The organism is Patescibacteria group bacterium (genome assembly GCA_027858235.1).
Classification (GTDB): domain Bacteria; phylum Patescibacteriota; class Patescibacteriia; order Patescibacteriales; family BM507; genus BM507.
Genome location: JAQIDC010000010.1, coordinates 12,773 through 34,016, shown reverse-complemented (window position 1 = coordinate 34,016; position 21,244 = coordinate 12,773). Strand labels below are relative to the sequence as shown.

Sequence of the window (21,244 nt, the reverse complement as noted above, 5' to 3'; positions counted from 1 at the left end):
GCCAACTCTAGAAAGATGAAAAATAGGAAGAAAATAGCCAAATTAATGGACCAAATAGATAAAAAACTAGATAGAAGTTATAAATAAAAAGTGTCAATTATGTTCGTGGTCTTGCACATACCTAGACGTTGGCGTATTTCTTTACAGCAATCAAGCTAGCTCCAACGTTTATGGTTGAGGCTACTAAAAATTGTAAGCCAAAAATCTGAAAAACATTAGAAGTAAAATAACTTACAATATTAATATTATATCCAATAAAGAATGTTGCAAGGTATGGTTGCAAGAGGGTTAGAAATGGATAGAAAATCAGCATTATAATAAGAAGTCCAACGATTGTATAAATCAAGGCTGAGAAGACATAAGGGAGATAGACAAATGAATTAGAAGCTCCAACCAACTTCATGACTGCAATCTCTGTTTTATGTGTATATATGGCAACTCTCACTGAATTATAAACTACAAGCAAGGTGATAAAAACAAAAATCATACTTATAAGAATCCCCGCTTCACTTACTTTATCAGTAATTCCGTTTATTTTATTTAGCATTAATTTATAGTTTGTAAAATTACGTGATTCTATAATTGGGTCTTCTATTTTATTTAAGTTTGCAATAAGTTCATCTAGGTGATCAATATTTTTTGGTTTAATAACAAGTGTTGGAGTTAATGGATTTTTTCCTAGTTGTTTTAGTGATTCAAGAAGTTCTGGATTACTTTTATTTTTTTCTTTAAAGTCAGCAAGGGCCTCATCTTTAGAAATATATGTAATCTCCTCCACTTGTGCCAAAGTACTTATTGTTGTTTTTAGTGAAAAAACACTCTCCTCAGTTGCGTCAGTGTTTAGAAATAAAGAAACATCTATTTTATCCTTTATGGCCAGGACCGCCGTGTCCCCTATTACCTTAACTGTCAAAAGCATGTTAACAGAAAACAAGGCTAAAACAATAATAATAATTGTCACAAGCGAAAGCCAAATATTTCTATAAAAATCCTGTACACTAAATTTTATTGCTCTAAGTAAAGATAAAATCATAAGATTATTTTTCAAGAAGTCTAAAACTATAAAACATACTTTCCTATTTCTTCATCGGAAATCACTAATCCATTATCAAGAACTATTACTCTTCTTTTTAATTTATTTACTATTTCTCTGTTGTGCGTTACAAGAACAACGGTTGTTCCGAATTTGTTGATACGCAAAAGCAAATCGATAATATCATTAGCATTGATTGAATCTAGATTTCCTGTTGGCTCATCGGCAAGAAGTATTTTTGGTCTATGCACCAATGCTCTAGCGATGGCAGCTCTTTGTTGCTCTCCACCAGATACCTCAAAAGGATATCTATGCATTTTTTGATCAAGACCAACTATCTTCATAACATGAGGGACGATTGTTCTTATTCTTTTTGATCCCACCCCGCAAACCTGCATCGCAAAAGCAACATTTTCATACAAGGTCTTTTTGGGTAATAATTTGAAATCCTGAAAAATAACCCCAATCTGTCTTCTTAAATAAGGAACTTCTCTGTTGCGAATATCTGTAATATCCCATCCACCTACGACAACTTTCCCATTTTGTATTTTTTCCTCTCCAATCAAAGATTTAACAATAGTTGTTTTTCCTGTTCCAGACTGACCCACCAAAGAAACAAACTCCCCTGGTTTTATATGAAGACTAACCCTGTCGAGGGCTTTATATTTATTATAAAGTTTTGTAACGTTTTCTAATTTTATCATTCTAATTATTGATTTTTAATGCAAAATCCATTAACTCTTGTGTCTCATTTAAACTAATATCTTTCGTCTCTGATCCAAGAGTAACAACTACTAGCTGATCACCGTTAGCATCTTTTAGACGAACCATCAAACAATGGAGCGCTTCGTGAAGATATCCTGTTTTTGATCCCGTAATATCGTAATTAAGATGGGAATGTCTTACTAGATTATTTGTATTAACCAATCTATGATAGTCCTCTGTGTTTTCTGTATAAAATTCGTATTTAGGCATTGTGCTTGCTTTTTGTATTATAGGATTTTTAAATACTTGCTTGGTTATTAAAGCATAGTCATAAGCAGTTGTCATATTCTCAGGAGAAAGACCAGTTGGCTCAAGAAATACAGTTGAACTTGCCCCCCAAGACTTAACTGTATCATTCATTTTTTTTATAAAAGTGTCACGTGGCAAACCACTAACTCTAACTAAACTCTCTATTGTATTATTCGCTGATCCCACCAAGGATGAATAAACAAGATCTTCGATTGTCATTGTTTCACCTTCTTCAACCTTCAGTCTTGCCGACTCCCATGATTTTACCCATTCATAATTATACGCTTCATCTTGATATTTATACTCAACCACCTGATTTAAACTTGGCTTAGTGTCCAGAAAAATCTTCATAGCAACTAGTTTTGTTAGGCTTGCCAAAGGCATTGTAGTCGTTGCCTTTTTTTTGAATAGAATTTCTTCTGTTTCTTCATTGTAAATTATAGCTGCTCTAGAGCTAATATCAGGCTCTTCTCGGGCTCCTTGAGCGCTCACTCCAACTACTCTCCCGTCAGCATCTGAGAGTATTTTTAATGGTTCAATTTTAACATCAATAATCCCTGCTCCAAGTGGTGAAATTTTTGCAAAAGCTAATTTATCTAAATCTATCGCCCTGTCCGGGAAAATGCTTCTATCGGGACCATAGTCATTCACTACAACATCTACATATTTATTATTATAAGTATTAGTCACTCTAAGAATTGAACCTTTTGGAAAATCAGGTGACGCTGCAAAATTCCCTCCCTTATATGCATACCAACTAGCTTCTCCACTGGTCATTCTTTTGTTGTCTGAAAAAACTGCGATGCGAGCATAGGGCAAATGAATCAAAGAACGAACGAATTTTTCTTCTGGATAATCTTTTGTTGGAAGTGGCCTCCATGAACCAAAATTCTTGTCAAAAAAATAAACTTGCTTATATCCTCCATCTAACTCTTCATAATGAAATTCAATATAAAAAGGTTTGTGATTGTCGTAGGCGAGTTTGTTTGTAAACTCAAACTGATATATATTGCTTATTTTTTCAAATTGCCATGGCATTGGCATCTCTTCGTTTAGCTCTATCACTTCAACTGGTGTTGCCTCATTTAGAATTCCTGGAACCAGAGATAATTTTAACTTATCAAATGCGGTTACCGTATAGCCCTTTGCTATAGTTTCCTTATCTAGCCTAATGCTGTATTCTTTATTTAGTGGTGCTTCTTTTAAGGTTATGTTTTCATCTTGAGCAAATACTAATTGCCCCGAAAATAGTAGGACTATTAAAAGTCCTAAAACAGAAATCTGGGATTTATTCATTTATTTTAATTTCTTATTGTTGAATTATTATGATATTTATTATAACATAAATTAAGTGTAAACAAAACATGCTAAAATTACATGTTTATGCAAAAAAATATCCAAAATATTATCATCTTAAAATCTTTGATGAAGTAATACCGACCTGGCCCTGCCCGAAATGCCGTGAACGAAATAACTAGAAAATGGAAGTAGAAAGAAATATTCATTTTTTTATGAAAACTAGAAATTAACTTCGAGGTAGGCAGGTCAATGGTAGACCTGCCCGCCATCGCCTCGGCCCACGTAGCTCAATAGGTAGAGCAATGCCCTCGTAAAGCATAGGTAACCAGTTCGAATCTGGTCGTGGGCTCAGACGATGGCAGGCGGGGCAACGGTATCGTAAACCGTAGGTTAAGGGTTCAAATCCATTGGTCGGCTCAAATAAGCTGTTCTTTTTCAATACTTCAAAAGGAATCAACTATGATTCTTATAAAAATTTTGTTTATTATTTTTATTTCGTTTCTCTCTTTCGGACTTATTTCATTCTTAGTTATGCAGATATCATAATTAATAAACGCCCATAAAGGCCTCAAGGCTACAAATGATTGGTGCGATGCTCGTGATGAATTAAAAAAATGGTATTTTGGAAACTGTGAAAAATGTCCAGAGCAATTAAAAAAGCTGGAAAATAAAAAAAAGAAACATATAAAATATTTTTAAAAACTCACCCTTTTCTAAAATCCAGATAAACAAAAGTACGTACTTCACTTAAGTACGTACTTTTAAAAATTAAAACATAAAAAGAGCTATACGAGCTCTTTTTATGTTAAATAATATACTTATATTTCTTTTAAAAATTTATTTATTGAATTCTTGTAGCCATCTTTCATTTTTAATTTTTCAATTTCGGAAACAGCAACCCAATCATATTCAATTGATTCTTTGTCTAATACAATCTTCTCTTCAGTAGAATTGCAAGCAAAAACAACCACTAAAAACTGATAATCAATTGTTTCAAAAGTTGAAGTAAAATCCCACACATCAACAAGTTTGCCTATGCCTAGATCATTCCAACCTATTTCTTCTCTAAATTCTCTTACTAAAGAAATTTCGGGACTTTCTCCAAATTCAATTTTTCCTCCAGGTAACTCCCAAACATTTTTTGAATCTTTCAATAACAAAATTTTATTATCTCTATAAATAATCCCCTTCGCAGTAATTCTCTGAATTCTTGAATTCATATTCATTTCTTATCTATAAAACTAATCAACCAAGCTCCAAATCTTTAATTTTGTCGCTTTTTCATTCAAATACTCATCAAGAGTAACTGACGATATATAGACATAGCTTAGAGAAAATGTATTATTCTTTTTATATCTTTTGAAAATATAGTATCCATCTGAGTGAACAACAATATCACTAACCTCGTCAATTCTAAGACCAGCTAGCGAGCTTCCAAAAGACTCTAAAGCCTCTTCCTCATTTTTAAAATCAACTTTATCAACCTGATCACCATACTTCTCAGAAACTTGTACAAAATTACCACCTTCTTCTATTAGACTCTTAATTTTGCCTATTCTTTTAATCGCAACATTGTTTACATCCAGATCGGTTAACAAGCTTTGCTCAACTTGAGCTTTGAAGTTCTCGTCTCTGTAATTAATATTGTATTTTTTAACCAAACTATTTAATACAAAATCCAGTGCAAATACCTTGTTAATACTGGCTGGGTCATTCACATTAAGCTCTGAAATAATAATACTTTTTTTATCAATATAATCATAATATTCGAGAGCACCTGAAGAGGAAATGAGTGCAGGGACTGGCATAAAGTCAGCTATAAATCTACTTACTTTATTATCCGGATTAAATCTAACTAGAATAACTACAAAAAATAAATAAATAAGCAAAGAAGAAATTATCAACAGGAGAATAGATATAACTATTTTTTTTCTTCTTTCTTTTATCTCAAGCCATGTGTCGAGAATTCTTTTATGAGCCTTGTGTTTAAATAATTTTATTTTCTTTTTAATTCTTTTCTTTTTCTCTTTCTTTTCTTTTTCTCTCTTTTTTATTTCAGCCAAACTGTCTTCGATTTTTTTTCTTTTTTTCTTTTCAGTTTTTTCCTTTTTAATTTTTTCAAGATGTTTTTTTTCTTTTTCTAACTCTTCTTTTATCTTGAGTGTTTTTTGAGTATCTTCTTCTTTTACTTGTTTTTCCTCAATTATTTTTTTTCTCTTATCTTCTAGCTCTTTTTTGACTTTTGCTTTTCGATCTTCTTTTAGTTCCAAAGCATTTCTTCTCTCATTTATACTTTTCCTATTAATTTCTTTCTTTTTTTTCTTTTCACTTTTTTCTGCCATTCGCAAAAACGCTCCACCTATATTTTTGTCTGCTTCATCCTTAACTTCTTTTACCTTATCTGTAAATCCTAGTTCTTTTTTCAAGGCCTCTCTTTCTTTTTTTGTGTTTTCAGTTTTTTTGTGTTCTTTCTTTTCTCGACTCTCTCTTTTCTTAAAATTAATTCCACTGAGTATCCCGTCCATGTTTTTGGGTTTAGGGACTTTTTCTTGGCCCAGGCCACCCTCTCTTCCTCCGGCATTCACCTCGTCTTTTTTCTTAGAATCTTCCCCAATATAATCAAGCAAGATTTTTCTTGCTTTTTTAACTTCATCTTTTGAAAGTTTTTTTATTCCATCAATACTTTTATTCTCTGACATAGTTTATTTTTTAAAAAAATATCTTAACCATTTACTTGGATTGTTTTCTTTTACATCTCCAACAAATTCGATTTCCTTATTTATTCCTAAGCTGTTCTCATTGGTGTTATCTATATTCCCCCTCTTAACTACAAGAACTTCTTCCCCTTCTTTTTTGAGACCTAAATTTAGTCTTGCTATTTCTTCAACGAAATCAGAAGACCCATAGTCATCAATAAATTTTTCTAGTTCAATATTCTTTTTTTGCAAGCCTGCTATTTCATCCTCCAATGCTCGAACCTCTGAATCAATATCATATTTTTTACTTATGTTTCTTGCAAGAGGAATACTAATCAAAAAAAGCAAAACTAAAACAAAAACTGCAATCCAATATTGATTGAAAAATAGTCTTGAAAATAAATTTTTCTTTTTCCTGTTAAACATTTTTTTCTTTTTTCGTACTCTTGATGTAAACATTAGAATACATATGTTTTACTAATTCTATCAGTAACATTGTGGATATGCCAAGTAATATTATTACTCCCCATGTATAGAAGCCGAGAGGGACTGTCGAAAGGATTGATTGGAGTGGGGGAAAATATACCGCTACTAGCAAGAGAAGAAAACTAATCATAGCGCCAATATTTAGATATTTATTTGAAAATGGATTTGAATTCCAAATTGGGTTTATTAATGATCTGATGCTGAATAGATTCATCAAAGAATTAGTAGACAGGGCAGCGAAAATAAATGTTCTAGTATAGCTGATGTCGACAGAAGTTTTCACCATAAAAATAAAAATTATAAAAATTAAAAAATCGCGAGAAAGACCAACAGTAAATATTATCAATTTCATCTCCTTATTTAAAATTGGTTCATCTTTCTTAATGGGTTTTCTGTCCATAACCCCACTGCTATCCTGCTCTTTGGCCAGAGTAAACCCAGGGATACCGTCCTGTACTATATTCATCCAAAGAATTTGAGCTGGCAAGAGAGCTAGAGGGAAACCTAAAACAATCGAGCCTGCTATCAGAATAATTTGGGAAAAAGAATCAGATATTAGGAAAGTAATAACTTTTCTAATATTATCAAAGATAACTCTGCCGTATCTCACCGCATCCACTATCGTTTTAAAATTGCTATCAAGGAGAACCATGTCCGAGGTCTCTTTGGCAATATCAGTACCAGTACCAAGGGCGATACCAATATCAGCTGCCTTTAGGGCAGGAGCATCATTTATACCATCGCCTGTCATTGCAACAACCTCCCCTCTTTGTTTCAATGCTTTTACTATCCTTAGTTTGTGATGAGGATTAACTCTAGCATAAATACTAATATTTTTTACAACTGCTTTTAATTCATCATCGTTTATTTTATCGAGGTCCGGCCCAGTTAATATCTGCGAATCGCTAACTTTCATTCCAAGCTCAGAGGCAATTGCTTTTGCTGTTAGGTGGTAGTCCCCCGTAATAATAATAGGTCGGATACCTGCACTACGACAAATTTCGATAGTCTCTTTTGCTTCAGCTCGAAGTGGATCCTTGAGAGCAATGAAGCCTATAAAAATTAATTTATTGTCTATAGTCTCCCACTTATCGCCTACCTCCCATTCAAGACTATCAAATTCTTTATACGCCACTGCAACTATCCGAAGTCCCTTAGATGCAAGTTTTTTATAATTTTTATTTAAACTTAGCTTGTCTTTTGATGTTAACTTTGTTTTTTTACCTTGATGAAAAAAGTAATCGGATTTATCAATAATTTTTTCTGGTGCACCTTTTTCATACATTACATAGCCTTCTTTTCTTTTATGAAGACTAATCATATATTTCAAATCACTCTCAAAGGGCAACTCGTCAATTAATGGTTCTATCTTTAAAAGTTTGTCTTTATTGAGACCTGACTGAAGCGCCGCCGAGTAAAGTGCCACATCAGTTGATCCTCCAATTATCCTCCAAATCGATAATTCATCTTGAGGATTCTCGATAAGAGCATCGTTACACATCATAGCAGTTTGCAAGGCTAGACTAACAATTTTTGCTTCTTTTTGATTTTGCCTAGATCCAAGGGCATCAACTTCAAACTCTTTTTCACCGATAACAATATGGGCAACATGCATCACTCCCTCAGTTAGAGTTCCAGTTTTATCAGTACAAATAACAGTGGTTGAACCTAAAGTTTCTGCTGCTACTAACTTTCTAACTAAAGCTTTGTGTTTGAGAATTTGCTGCATACCAATAGTTAAAACTACCGTCAACGCCACCGTTAGTCCTTCTGGAATAGCTGCAACAATTAAAGCAACTCCTGTCAAAAACATTTCAAATAAAGTTCTGCCTTGAAGAACCCCAATAACTACAATGCCGAGTGTCAGCAAAACAACATAAATACCAATTTGTTTACTAAACACGGTTAATCTTTTCTGCAGTGGAGTTTGCTCTTCTTTCTCTTCTGAAACCATTTTAGCTATTTTTCCTATCTCAGTATCAACACCAGTAGCAACCACAACAGCCCTTCCTGAACCACGAGCAATCACTGTAGCGGCGTAAATCATGCAATCTCTATCGGCTACAGCCGCGCCCACAGAAACAGAATTAATTGTCTTTGTTGAAGGAACAGATTCTCCAGTCAAACTTGATTCGTTCACTTGCAAATTAATAGCTTCTAACAATCTACAGTCAGCAGGAACTTTATTCCCAGCCTTAACAAAAACAACGTCTCCTACGGCTATATCAATCGAGTCTATTTCTATTTCATGTCCATCACGAAAGACAAAAGCTTTGTGTTCAACTAACTGTTTTAATTTAGATAGGGCATTGCTGGCCTTCAATTCCTGGACATAACCAATCATTGTATTTATAAAAATAGCCGCAAATATAATAGCAGCATCGATATAATCTTTAAGAACAAAAGACAAAAGCCCAGCTATTAACAAAATATATATAAGAGCATTATTAAACTGACTGAAAAAAATAGCAGTCTTATTTATTGGTTTTTTAGAGGGAAGCTCGTTTCTTCCGTTTGAATCCAGCCTTTTTTGAGCTTCAACTTGAGTTAGACCATCAAAGGTGGTCTTAAATTTATCGATTGCAAACTTAAAATCTTCACTATGGAAATTTAGCATTTTCTCCTTGGTTTTAGTATTTATATTGTTTTTATTATAACATATTTTAGTAGAAAGTTAAAAGATGAGAGTTAAAAGTTAATTTCGAAATTTTGTAAATAAAAAACCCTAACGTAGTTTTCACTTTTCAAAAGTTTCTTTCCTTTTGAATAGCTACTAACTAACGTTAGGGTTTGCCGTCAGGCTTTTGCTTTCAGAGAATCCTTTTCCTCTTGAGGTATAAAGATAGTCTTCCAGCGACCCGTCGTTGCGGGTCATTTTCGGACTTTCGTCCGTTCAGATTTTTATGCGGCTTTGAGGCTAAGATACTTGGTTATGGTTCTTTTACCAAGCCAACGTACTCAACATACCGCGCGAGTGTTTCTAATTAAATCCGTATCTCTTCAATGCTTTAAATGATTTCACCTTCCTGGTGAATTTTTTATCTTTTGAAGCATTTTGAGACGGACCAATTTTGATAACTTTCCCCATTTGCTTCGGTTGTGCGGTAGTTGCTATCACATTTTTATTTCTTTCGATCCTTTTTAAAAGCATGTTTTGAAATTTATACCTAACCTTTTTATGGATAGGACTTTCATTCGCGATAGGCCCAGCATATTTTTCAAAAGCTGGAATGACCACTGCGGCGGCCGTAGCCGATATTCTTTCAATTTCATTCTTAGGGATATCCACTTTCCCTTTCAAACCACGTTTATCCAATACTCTGTCTAAAATGGAGTCAAAGTTTCCCTGATACCGAGAAATTATAGAAAGGGATATCATCACATTTGAATTCCAATATGATGAAACGACTGTCCTTGTTTTTTGACTGTAGCGTTTGTCAACAAAATAATTATCGGAAAACACTTTCCAGAAAAGATCTTTAACGGACACATTTGGGTTGCCACACAAATACAGGCAAGTTTTGATTTCAAGCTCCCTGAGAGCAAGAATCAAATCTGTATTAACCTCTAATTCCCCTAAACCACTTACAATAGTCATCTTCAATTTACTCATGATTTGCTCCTTTTTTTTGGGAATTTTAGAACAACCCCATGCTGTTCTATTTTTTAAAATTTTTAAATAGCGGTATTTCATTTTCATTAACTTTTTAGCATAGAACATTTTAATGTTTTTGTCAATATAATTGTTTTTATTCAACAAAAAAACACCTAACATTAGGTGCTTTTCATTTGTTGTAGCTAATTTTAGCTCCTTATTTTAGCTGAATAGTCTGCATCATCTTTATATTTCTCTGCCCTATCATTTATTCGATGATTTTCTTTAAAACTATTGAATGGAAGTTTTGTTTTCAATAGCTTCGTTTTATAAAGCAACTTATCAATTTTTGACGGGATGTAAAATCTCCAACTACTTGGAATACCGACAACCCCATTCTCTTTCATGTGATCAAGAATGTTTGTTACACATGAATTAGTCAAAGTATTATAGAATTCTGACTTCCCTTCTATCCTGTTTACTCTTTTAAGAATATCTAGAAATATGTTTTTGATTTTTGATTTTTTTATTTTCAGAGGGTAAATATAAACATTATCTTTATGATGAAGTGGCCGAAGTCTCATAATGTCTTTTTCGTCTGCAATAATATAAATTATTTCAAACATCCTGAAAAAACCACCAAAAATAGAAAAACTTTTTTTATTTTTTCTGCGGGCTTCCACAGAAACAGAAATATATTCTCCTCCTTCAAAACCAAAGCTTAAAAATATGTGAGACATAAAAGACATTTTTTTGAATGGCTGTATTATAAGATCAATTGATTTTATTTTTTTTAAACTAAATTTTTTATCATAATAATCTAGTTCAACATCATTCTCACTTTTATAAGAACAATTTCTGATATTTTTTATAAAAATTTCATCACCATCAATAGTCGCAATTGGTAACTTGCTTTGCTCTGGTCTCCAATCTCTGTTGTGTTTTGGTTTCTTAAAATAGAGAAGGGAGCTTATAAATAAAATTGATAAAAGTATTATAGTCATATATTATCTTGATTTAGGTGTTACCCAGAAACCCATATACTTACCAAACATTAATCTCGTTTGTGCTTCAAGTCCTGGAATAGCTCCAAAAATAATTATACTAAAAGGCAAAAGTATCCACTGCCCAACCATTGAGAGATATTTCCTTTTTTTTACACCCTTCGGTTTTTTCGGTAATATCATGGTTGAAAGAATGGCCGACAATACAAGACCGCCCATAGCCATGGTCATTAAGGCTCTTGTGACGACTGGCAAGTTTCCAGAAAGAACAGTTGAGTTAAATCTATCTCCACCAAGAATTAGAGGCATCCAACCAACGACTGCAATAATTAAAGCATTCGTTCCCCAAGAATGAAAGCCGTAAATTTGGACCATTATTCTTCCTATAAATTTACCTTTCGGAATATTTTTCCAATCTTTAATTGTATTGAAAATAAGGTAAGGAACATTCTCTACTCCCCATCCCCATCTACGCTGTTGTTTATATAAATTTCGAGCTGTATCTAGTTTTGATTCCCCCACGCAAACATCCATTGAAACAGGATAATTCATCGGCTCTACTCGGTAATCTCCTTTGTAGTGACAAAAACAATGCCAAAAAATACGCGAATCTTCTGAAACCATTTTCGTTGACCAAAATCCGATATCAACTAAGGCTTGCCATGTCATGGAATGCGATGAATAGGTAGCTAGTTTTTCTTGTCTAATCTGTTGCATCATTTGCCAAAAAGTATTTGAGGAAGCTGCCATCCGAGCGAAAAAGGGTGCCTGCCAAATATTATTATGATACACAGGAACTGGCTGATAACTTGCCCTATAGGCATTCTCGACTGTCAAAAAAGTATGAACTAAATTATGAAAATATCCAGGCTCTATAATAGTATCAATATCAAAAACGCTAATTAGTATTTTTTTGTAATTAAGTTGTTCCTTGTCGATTAACTCTTCTCGCATAACCTGAGCTGCCCAGGCTTGATTAGCACCCTTACCTTTGAGCTCCCCTTCTATACCGTCAGGATGCACTGATATAATAAAATCCATAAACATATTTCCGTATTTCTGTTTCGCTTGATTAGCTCTCTTTAGGGCTTGTTCTCCGCCACGCGCTTCAACAGCATAAATAATAACCATCTTTTCTTTTGGAAAAGTATCTTTTGCAATCGCATCAATGCTTGGTCTTATTATTTCCATTCCTTCATTGTATGTTGGAAGAACAACTATATTATACAAATCTGTCCACTTATATTTATATTTGAGAGGAATGTTTTTTTCTTCACTGTACTTCTCTTTTTGTTCTTCATATTTACCAACATCAGATTCCAGGAATATACATTTTTCCTCCCAATTTATTTTAATATTTTTCTGCATCTTTCTATATGCAACAATAAGATGAATCCCCAAGAAAACAACCAAGAGAAGCCAGTAGACATCAAAAGCGATAACAAAAAAAGCAACCTTCACTGGGAAAAAATATGAAAGAACAACAAGTCCAATAAGAGTTACCCACGACAAAAAGGCAGGTAGCATTTCAAGCCTCCTGTACAATTTTCGTTCGCCACCACTAAGGTCAGTAGCTTTCCCAATTTTTAAGTAATTCATATTTCTATAACAAACAAAGCTTACTCCTAAAGCTCAATCATATAAAGAATATATTAAAACCCCTGTTTTGTCTAATGTTGGGTTTATTTAAATACTACTAATTTATCTTCTTCTAGGTCTTCTTCCTTCTGCTCTGGTTTTGATGAAGAGTTTTTCTCGGAATGATTATTCCTCGGAGTTGAATCTGGGGGCCGGCTCTCTTGTTTTCTTCCTTTAAAATCAACTGCTCCCATTCCTATGGCATCGCTAAGAGAAAGCTCTTTAACTGAGGGTGCCTGAGGAGTGCTATTATCTTTTTTAACAAAGGTCTGCTGTTGTTTTCCTAGTTTTTCTAATTCCAATTCCTTGGCTCTTCTTCTTTGCTCCAACTCCTGACTTTTTTCTTGCTTAGCAATATTTAAACATGCTTTACAATAGACTGGTCTAATCCCGTCTGGAACAAAAGAAATCCTGGTTGTCTCATTGCAACGAGCACAAACTGCTTCGTTTTTATAAACATCGGAGTCATTTCTTGTTTGAGTTTGAACTTGTCCGCCACCGCTTGTTTGCGAAATTTTATTATTTCCACCTTGAACAATGACTGAATCAAAAGATTTGTCGTTGTTGTTGGCATTAAAGGTCTGTGGTTTAGGGCCTTGCTTATAATTTGATTTTTTTGCTTTTGCCGCCCTATTCTGTAAGATAACTTCTTCTACGTCAGAATGCCAAAGATTAATTCTCTCTTCTACTATATCTTTCTTTTCTGCATATCTCTCTCTACTCACACCAATAACTTTTTCTAAATTCCCTGTTTTCTCAGCCTCGGTTTTCGGAGGCAAGCCACGAGCCGAAAAAGGATCAGAAGCAATGCCATCTATCATTAGTTTCAAGTAAAATTCATATTTTGGGAGACTCACGATATCCTCCTCGGTAAATACTGGCGAGAACTCTTTAACAAGTTCTTCGGCGTCGGTTGCCCCAACTCGGAAAACAATCATAGTGCCAACATTTCCAAAAACAGCTGGTTTAATAGTTTCTGATAATTGCTCGATATATTGATGGGCCAAAATTAAGTTTAGTCGATATTTTCTGGCTTCTGATAAAATATTAGCAAAACTATCGGAAGTAAAATTCTGAAACTCATCAACGTAAAGAACAAAATCCTTTCTTTCTGTTTCTGAAATATCAACTCTACTCATGGCAGCCAATTGTATCTTTGTAATCATCATAGCTCCCAAAAGCTGAGAATTATCTTCTCCAATTCTTCCTTTACTCAGATTTAGGATTAATATTTTTCCTTCATCCATTATTGCTCGCATGTCGATATTTGATTTTACTTGTCCGACTATATTTCTAATTAAGGAACTTGAAAGGAATTGACCAACCTTATTTTGAATAGGAGACACAGCCTCTGAAGCAAATTTATCGGCATAGCCCGCAAATTCATTTACCCAAAAAGCCCTAACAACGGGGTCGGATATATTCTCAACAACTTTTGCACGAAAACCCTTATCAGAAAGCATCCTAATAACAGCGAGCAAAGTAGAACCTGGGTAATCAAGAATAGCGAGAATTGTGTTTCTTAGAATGTATTCTAGTCTAGGCCCCCAAGAGTCCGCCCAAAGTTTTTGGAAAACTCCAATCAATCCTGAAGCAACAAGATGTCTCAAATGAGGCTCAACCTGTTCTACAACATTAAATGCTATTGGATTTTCCATATCTGCTGGGTTGAAATAAACAACGTCGTTTACCCTGTTGGCTGGAATATATTCGATAATTTTTTCTGCCAAATCACCATGAGGATCAACTATGGCAACTCCTTTCCCTGCCCAAATATCGTCAATTATCATGTTTTCCAGCACTGTTGATTTTCCCATACCAGTTTTTCCAATCAAATACATATGACGTCTTTTGTCATCTGTTTTTATTCCAAATTTTCTGTATTTGTTGCGAAAATTAGTTTCGGCAAATACTGTCATGTCTTTATTTTCCATAGTTGTTATGCAAAGGGAAGATTTTCAGGAATTTCCTCATCGTCATCCTTTCTTCGTGCTGAGCTCGCCGAAGTATTATCTTCTTCTTTTTTTGATAAAATATCTTTTTTAAAGTTTGCTTTTGGTTGATCTTCAATGAAAATACTTTCCATATCCCCTCCGCTATTCTCGCTATCATTATGTAGCTTATCTTGAGAATGATTACTTGCTTTTTTCTCATCTGAAGTTGAATCTTCAGCCACCATATCTCTAAAGTCAGATTTAAATGTCTCCTCAGTATCTCTACTTTCACCAGATGTTGGGAGGGTCATAGGAGGTTCAACTTTTCGACCAGCCGCCTTTTGTATTAAGGGTGCTTTTACAACAGAATCAACAGGGAAATGCCAAAGTGTCGCTAATTCATCAATGGTCATGGTTCTTAATGATCTTCCGACAGTTGTACTTCTTGATTTATAGGCACTAACTATTGTATTTTTTTTTCTTAATATGGTTTTCTTTTTAAAAAAATATGTTGCCGTGGTCACGGTTTTTTTCATATCTGGTTTTAAATTGTTTAGATTTAAATCAGTGAATTGTTTAACATATCCGACAAAACCATTTACAACCTTTGGCTTATTCATTACATTTTTTTTCGCAGCATACACAACTCTTATTTTAGCATCAAAACCAAGTTTGTTCATTTTCAAGGTAATAGCTTCTACTTTTTCTTTGTCGGCTGGTCTTAGTTCAAGCATTTTAAGTGCTTCATCTTTTTTCTCCTCAGTTGATTCTTCATACTCGGGAGAAAAAATATCTACTAGCGCTCTAAGCCCTCCCAGTAATACGTTCATTAATTTATCTACAATATTTTCTTTTGAAGAATTTTTTTCATTCAATATTCTTCTTACTTCATTCTCACCTTTTTCTGGCCAATCAAAACCAATTGGTTTTACAACAATTTGATACCAAAGTTGCTCTCCATCACCAAGTGAAGCATTAAGATCCATCAAGGAAGCAAGGGGGTCCTTAAAATGAAATTCTGGTTCCCCAAACTTATGTTCGAATTGTTCATATGTTTTGATGGGATAACAATCAGGATTAACATACATAAACTCACCGCCCCAAACATCCCACTCCGAATCTGGGAAAACTGATGGAACGGAATCAGTATAATCACTAACTTCCGTTATTTCAGCGTCTGGATATTGAGAATAAACAGCTGTTTCAACCAAATTTCTAAATTTCTCAGGAGTACGGATTAAAAATTGAGTATATCCTTCTATGCTTACAATTTCAAAACTAAAAGATAATTGAAATCTTCCCTCCCAGTATTTTTCTATCAAATCTAAGGTAGTATGAGCTCCTGCCAAGTATGTAAAAAGATTTTCAACTGCTTTTGGAGATTGCTGATTATTCTTTGGGATATCTATAGCCATAAATATAAACTTGTTCGTAGCACTCCATTGTCCATTGCGATAATTAACCCAAACAAGAAAAGATCCCCAGAGAAAAACAAGAGCCAAGGGAATCCAGCCAAAAAGGAAAAAAAGAGAAATTGCCATCTCTGTTGGTGGCATATTTAAAAGCTCGACTATAGATGAAATGTCAATTTCTATATTCATGATATAAAATCTCGTTTATAAATACTAGTTTTAAATAAATTTTAAAATTAATAATTTTTTTTCTTTTTATTATTTTACCACATTTCACTACTTTCCAGCAAATGGATAAAACTTTTTTTTAAATAAAAAAAGCAACTTAAATCTCTAAGTTGCTTTTCTTATTTGAATTGTTTTATTTTAAAATATACGCTCCATTATCTCTTGAAAATTTATCTTTATTCATAAGGGCTAGAATAATTGTAGTTTTTTTAACTACTCTACGTTTTAAAACTTCATCAATTATTTCATCTCTAGTTAATCCTGAGTCTTTTTCTTTCAAAATTTCCTCAATAACATCGGCGACTGTTCCTCTTTTATAACCCCACTCGTTTAAACCATACAGACCTCGGCCAATAAGAATAAATTTGTCATCCAAAATTAGCTCATTGTGGACTGTGGCTGGATTTGCTTTCTTTTTATCAAAAGCAATAAAGTTAATCTCGTCAGCAATCTCAACAAAATGCATTGGTTTGCTTTTGTATTTTAGAATTAAATATATTTTGTCATTTACAGTTTTTGGTTTAATCTCTTTCGAGTCATGAAGACCCCAATGACCAAACTTATTCTGATTTATTCTTTTTGCTGCCTTAAGAGCTGAATACAAAACTTTATTTTTATTAATTAAGTCATAATTCTCTTCAAATAATTCATTATTTAGAGCACTTGATATATCGATAGTATCTTCAATGTCAACTTTTTCTTGATGCGTTTTATATGAATCTAATTCTTCTTTTATTTTACTTAAAACTTCTTCAGTTCTTTTAACATCAGCTTCTTCTTTGACTTTTTTGGTCAACTCATCGATTATTTCTTCAAAATGGTTGATTGTCTGATGTTTTAACTTATACGAAGGAAGTAAATGCATTGAAGAATTAAGTTCTTCAAATTCAGTATGCAAGAGCTTAGTAATTAAAAAATTAAGATATTTTTTGTGTACATTCTCGTTCTTGATTTCTGAACCGCTATTTAATGAAAACTTGACTAAAACATCTAAAAGATATTCCTTTTCCATCAAACCACCGTGTTCTTCGATTAAGGCAACAATAATTTTCTTTAAACTTTGTAGATGCTTTTCAAGAACATCTAGCTGTTGTAGTTTTTTAATACTATAGGTTTCAATCTGTCTAATTCTCTCTCTAGTCAAATTATGAACATTACCTATGTTCTCCAATGTTTCTTTTTTCTCTCCGTGCAATCCAAATCTTCTAACAATAATGTCAGATTCTCTCTCATTTAGCTCTGAGAAAAGATTATTGATTATTTCAACAGCATTCAATTTTGCTACCTCCTCTACTTTTTGGTTCAAAAGGATTTGATCCAAAATACTTTTATTTTCCATACTAATTATTGACGCAGCAATGCATGGGAGACTTGCACGTTTTAATAAAAATTATTATAATTAACTCGATTTTTTTTAATATAGCACAAGATATTATTTTAGTCAAGTCCTTTTAGGCAAACAAAAAAGATAAATTTAATATTTATCTTTTTTTACTATATATTACTAATATTAGCTAAAAACCAAGGTATTGAATTTCTTCACTTAACTGGATATGAAATTTATCTCTAAGTTGTTGTTTTATATAGCTAATAAGAATAATAACATCCTCGGATGAAGCGTTGCCTGTATTTACAATAAAATTTGCATGTTCTAAGCTGATTTTAGCCCCTCCAATTACTTTGCCCTTCAAATCAAGCTCCTCAAGTAACCAAGCAACAGGAACCATTCCTCTTTCTACAAACTTTTTGTGATCAATCTCTATTTGTTTAGCTAGTTCAGGGTTATCAATCTTTACTTTATCATAAGAAACATTTTTGAAGATGCAACCAGCGCTGGGCAAGTTAGGTTGAGTCTTCTTTCTATACAACATATATTCCTCTCCTAATTTATCTATCTCAAAAATAATACCTTTCTCGAATTTGAAAACGGCATCCCAAACCAATAAGTCGGATCTTGAGTTAAAGATACTTTTTTTATATGAAAAATGACAATCATTTCTACTCATAGTAAAAAACCTTTCTTTGTTAATATCATAAACCTGAAGTGTTTCTATGTAGTCACCAATATAAGACCCGTAAGCCCCTGCATTTCCTTTTACTGCACCACCTATAGTTCCAGGAATGCCTATCCCCCACTCAAAGCCTTTCAATTTTTCAGAAGCCGCCATCCGTGAGGCCCGCATTAAAGAAGCGCCAGCTCCACATTCAACTCTATCTCCCTTCACCTTAATCTCAATGTTTGAGAACTTAATTACCAGGCCATCAATGCCCTTATCGCTTACTAAAACATTAGTTCCTCCTCCCCAATAAAAAATCTTAAGACTTTTTTCATTCGCCCATTTTATGGCCTCAACTAAATCTTCTTTTTCTTTTATATCTATATAATATTTAGCAGGACCTCCGATTCGAAAACTGGTTCTCTTTGACAGGTCTATATTTTCTTGTATTTTTTCTTCAATGTTCATGCTTGCATTTTAACAGAATTTATTTAAACAATCCATCAATCAAGTTCTCCTAATTCTTGTAATTTTATTAATTTAGAATAGAGTCCTCCAGTATTTTTCGATAACTCATAATGACTTCCTTCTTGAACTACTCCACCGTTTTCGAGTACGATTATTTTATCAGCTTTTTTAATAGTACTTAGTCTATGAGCTATAATAATCACCGTCCTCCCCCTACTTATTTTATCCATAGCATCTTGAATTAAACGCTCGCTTTGGCTATCAAGGCTGCTTGTGGCTTCATCAAAAATAAGAATTCGAGGATTAGCTAAAATAGCCCTTGCAATCCCTATCCTTTGTCTTTGACCTCCAGATAGTTTTATTCCTCTCTCTCCAACTTCAGTTTTATAACCTTTCGATAATTTCTCTATAAATTCGTGTGCGTTAGCAATTTTTGCAGCCGCTAACATTTCCTCCCTCCCTGCGCTGGGCTTGGCGTACGAAATATTATTTTCAACTGAATCACTAAAAATTTCTACTTCCTGAGGAACGATTGAAATAAACTTTCTAAAAGAATATATATCATAATCACGTAAATCAACTCCGTCTATGCTAACTACGCCTTTTTGTGGATCATAATGCCTGTAAATCATTCTTGCGATAGTGGTTTTACCTCCGCCAGATGGCCCAACTAATGCTGTGACACATCCTTCATTTATTTTTAAATTTATATTTTTCAAAGCCTTTAATTCGCTATTATTGTAAGAAAAATAAACATCCTTAAAAACAATTTTTCCTGAAATACTTTTTGGCTTTATAGCATTTTTCTTATTCAAAAGATCCGATTTCTCATTTTCCAAATCAATAAACCTGTCCACCGCTTCTCTTCCCTCTTCTATCCTATCGTATATTCTTGAAACTCGATAAAGAGAGAAATACGATTTTTCTGATAATGTAATCACAAAAACTAAAGTTCCAACACTTATTAATTTGTTATAAACTAAGTAAACACCAATAAGTAAAGTCATCGATCTTCCTAGGTCTATTATCAAATTTCTGACCCTAATAGTTTTAAAGAATCTCACCCATTCATTTTCTTCATTTTGGGCAATCTCAGTCCTAATTTTTCTATAGTCTGCTACTTCTCTTTTTTCCTGCACAAATGACTTTACAGTATTTATATTAAAGATACTCTGAACCATTTTACCGGAAGCTTTTTCATTATCCCTATATCTTTTGTTCCTAACAGGCCTTAACTTTTTATTTATATCGTATGAAACCCATATAAACATTGGTGCAAAAAATGCCATAGAAAGAGCAAGTCTGTAATCAACAAACAACAAAACTGAGAAAGTAAGTAAAAGCTGCGACATAGATGGGACAACGTCCCAGTATAGACTTCCAATTAATTCAATAATTCTATCAATCCCGTGGGTAATTTTTGTTATTTTATTTCCAGTATTTTCTCTTTCATGATAACTTAAAGGCAGGAATACTATCTTTTTTTGAGCTCTAATAAACAAGCTTTTATGTAAGCCTATTTCGAATTTTAGAACTCTTTTATCATTAAAATAGAATAAAATAGAATTTGTTTGATCAACAATGAACATTAAAGCGATTAAAAAAAGAATAACAGAAATATCCTCTGCTCTAAATTCTATGATTCTATCTATAATATGCTTGAGAATATATGGGCCAATCAGCCTAAAGAGTTCTAGAAAAAAAGTTACTATCATTATTGAAATTAACTTTTTTTGATGTTCTTTCATGAATCGCCAGAAATCTTTCCAAAAACTCTTCTTATTTTTTTTATTTTTCCCCATATTTATTACTCTAGATGAAAAAAGTGCTTTTATCACTCCTATAATAATACGTTAAACCTTGTTAAGGTTACATTCTATACCCAAGTTCTTCCCTGGCACCATACATATTTTCTGAATATTTTTCTCATTTAACCTTAGGAATGTTGACTAGCTATGATTTTTACTATAGTATCATTCTACTATACACCATCGTGGTAATATGTTCAAAAAATATTTAATTCTCTTCATCGACGCTCACTATACTTTTCTATCATAAAAAATACACAAGGAGGCAGTAATGACAGAAAATCCCAGGGGTTGTTTTATAGATGAACACGGAGGAGCTTATAAGAGAAATTCCCTAAAAAAGGCATGCGAGGCCCTTCCTCTTTTAATCTTTACCGTAGACAGTGACTTAATTTTAAGCGAAAAGATCAGGTGGCAATTAAATAATTTTCATGACTTTATTGTTCATTTTAATAAGATAACTGATATTGACCTATGCCTTGGTGAACCGATTATATTACGTTCTGATGGATATATAATGGATGGTTGGCATCGCATTATAAAAGCAATAATTTTGGGAATAAATGAATTACCAGCAAAACAATTCGTTATTGACCCATGCCCAGATTTTCAAATTACTAAACTATCTTAGT

Annotated in this window: 16 protein-coding genes and 1 tRNA gene; 2 read left to right on the top strand and 15 right to left on the bottom strand. The window is 33.3% G+C overall.

What is annotated here, in order from left to right:
- Positions 1–121: 121 nt before the first annotated feature.
- The 3 genes from PF572_00750 to PF572_00740 are packed head-to-tail and all read right to left on the bottom strand — an operon-like array spanning position 122 to position 3,343.
- Positions 122–1,033: a permease-like cell division protein FtsX gene (locus PF572_00750; GenBank protein MDA3839592.1), complete on the bottom strand. Its 912-nt coding sequence runs from the start codon at positions 1,031–1,033 to the stop codon at positions 122–124.
- Between the two features lie 26 nt (positions 1,034–1,059).
- Positions 1,060–1,737: an ATP-binding cassette domain-containing protein gene (locus PF572_00745; GenBank protein MDA3839591.1), complete on the bottom strand. Its 678-nt coding sequence runs from the start codon at positions 1,735–1,737 to the stop codon at positions 1,060–1,062.
- Position 1,738: 1 nt separating this feature from the next.
- Positions 1,739–3,343: a serine hydrolase gene (locus PF572_00740; protein MDA3839590.1), complete on the bottom strand. Its 1,605-nt coding sequence runs from the start codon at positions 3,341–3,343 to the stop codon at positions 1,739–1,741.
- Positions 3,344–3,622: 279 nt separating this feature from the next.
- Between PF572_00740 and PF572_00735 the strand changes: the two genes are divergently transcribed.
- Positions 3,623–3,695: transfer RNA gene (locus PF572_00735), tRNA-Thr, on the top strand.
- A gap of 469 nt (positions 3,696–4,164) precedes the next feature.
- Here the strand turns inward: PF572_00735 and PF572_00730 are convergent.
- The 12 genes from PF572_00730 to PF572_00675 all read right to left on the bottom strand — a co-directional run bounded on the left by PF572_00730 (position 4,165) and on the right by PF572_00675 (position 20,606).
- Positions 4,165–4,566, bottom strand: coding sequence for an NUDIX hydrolase (locus PF572_00730; protein ID MDA3839589.1), 402 nt, complete (start codon positions 4,564–4,566; stop codon positions 4,165–4,167).
- Between the two features lie 21 nt (positions 4,567–4,587).
- Entirely contained in the window at positions 4,588–6,045 is a 1,458-nt protein-coding gene (locus PF572_00725; protein ID MDA3839588.1) for a hypothetical protein, read from the bottom strand.
- 3 nt (positions 6,046–6,048) lie between these two features.
- Entirely contained in the window at positions 6,049–6,468 is a 420-nt protein-coding gene (locus PF572_00720) for a septum formation initiator family protein (protein ID MDA3839587.1), read from the bottom strand.
- Complete coding sequence (locus PF572_00715) at positions 6,461–9,145, bottom strand: HAD-IC family P-type ATPase (protein ID MDA3839586.1); 2,685 nt, start codon at positions 9,143–9,145, stop codon at positions 6,461–6,463. Before PF572_00715 ends, PF572_00720 begins: the two co-directional genes overlap by 8 nt.
- Positions 9,146–9,508: 363 nt before the next feature.
- Positions 9,509–10,249, bottom strand: a complete 741-nt coding sequence (locus PF572_00710) for a hypothetical protein (GenBank protein ID MDA3839585.1) — start codon at positions 10,247–10,249, stop codon at positions 9,509–9,511.
- A gap of 83 nt (positions 10,250–10,332) precedes the next feature.
- Positions 10,333–11,127, bottom strand: a complete 795-nt coding sequence (locus PF572_00705) for a DUF4105 domain-containing protein (protein ID MDA3839584.1) — start codon at positions 11,125–11,127, stop codon at positions 10,333–10,335.
- A gap of 3 nt (positions 11,128–11,130) precedes the next feature.
- The gene (locus PF572_00700; GenBank protein ID MDA3839583.1) at positions 11,131–12,726 is read right to left on the bottom strand and encodes a glycosyltransferase family 2 protein; all 1,596 of its coding nucleotides are present in this window, start codon (positions 12,724–12,726) and stop codon (positions 11,131–11,133) included.
- 83 nt (positions 12,727–12,809) lie between these two features.
- Positions 12,810–14,699, bottom strand: coding sequence for a type IV secretion system DNA-binding domain-containing protein (locus PF572_00695; GenBank protein ID MDA3839582.1), 1,890 nt, complete (start codon positions 14,697–14,699; stop codon positions 12,810–12,812).
- Positions 14,700–14,704: 5 nt separating this feature from the next.
- Complete coding sequence (locus tag PF572_00690; GenBank protein ID MDA3839581.1) at positions 14,705–16,300, bottom strand: hypothetical protein; 1,596 nt, start codon at positions 16,298–16,300, stop codon at positions 14,705–14,707.
- A 172-nt stretch (positions 16,301–16,472) separates the two neighbouring features.
- Positions 16,473–17,678, bottom strand: a complete 1,206-nt coding sequence (locus PF572_00685) for a sigma factor-like helix-turn-helix DNA-binding protein (GenBank protein ID MDA3839580.1) — start codon at positions 17,676–17,678, stop codon at positions 16,473–16,475.
- 175 nt (positions 17,679–17,853) lie between these two features.
- Positions 17,854–18,804 carry a UDP-N-acetylmuramate dehydrogenase gene (murB, locus tag PF572_00680; GenBank protein MDA3839579.1) on the bottom strand — a complete coding sequence of 317 codons (951 nt, stop codon included), beginning with the start codon at positions 18,802–18,804 and terminating at the stop codon, positions 17,854–17,856.
- A gap of 35 nt (positions 18,805–18,839) precedes the next feature.
- Positions 18,840–20,606, bottom strand: coding sequence for an ABC transporter ATP-binding protein (locus tag PF572_00675; protein ID MDA3839578.1), 1,767 nt, complete (start codon positions 20,604–20,606; stop codon positions 18,840–18,842).
- Positions 20,607–20,883: 277 nt separating this feature from the next.
- Here PF572_00675 and PF572_00670 point away from each other — a divergent pair, with 277 nt between their 5' ends.
- Positions 20,884–21,243: a hypothetical protein gene (locus tag PF572_00670; protein MDA3839577.1), complete on the top strand. Its 360-nt coding sequence runs from the start codon at positions 20,884–20,886 to the stop codon at positions 21,241–21,243.
- The last annotated feature ends 1 nt before the right edge of the window (position 21,244 follow it).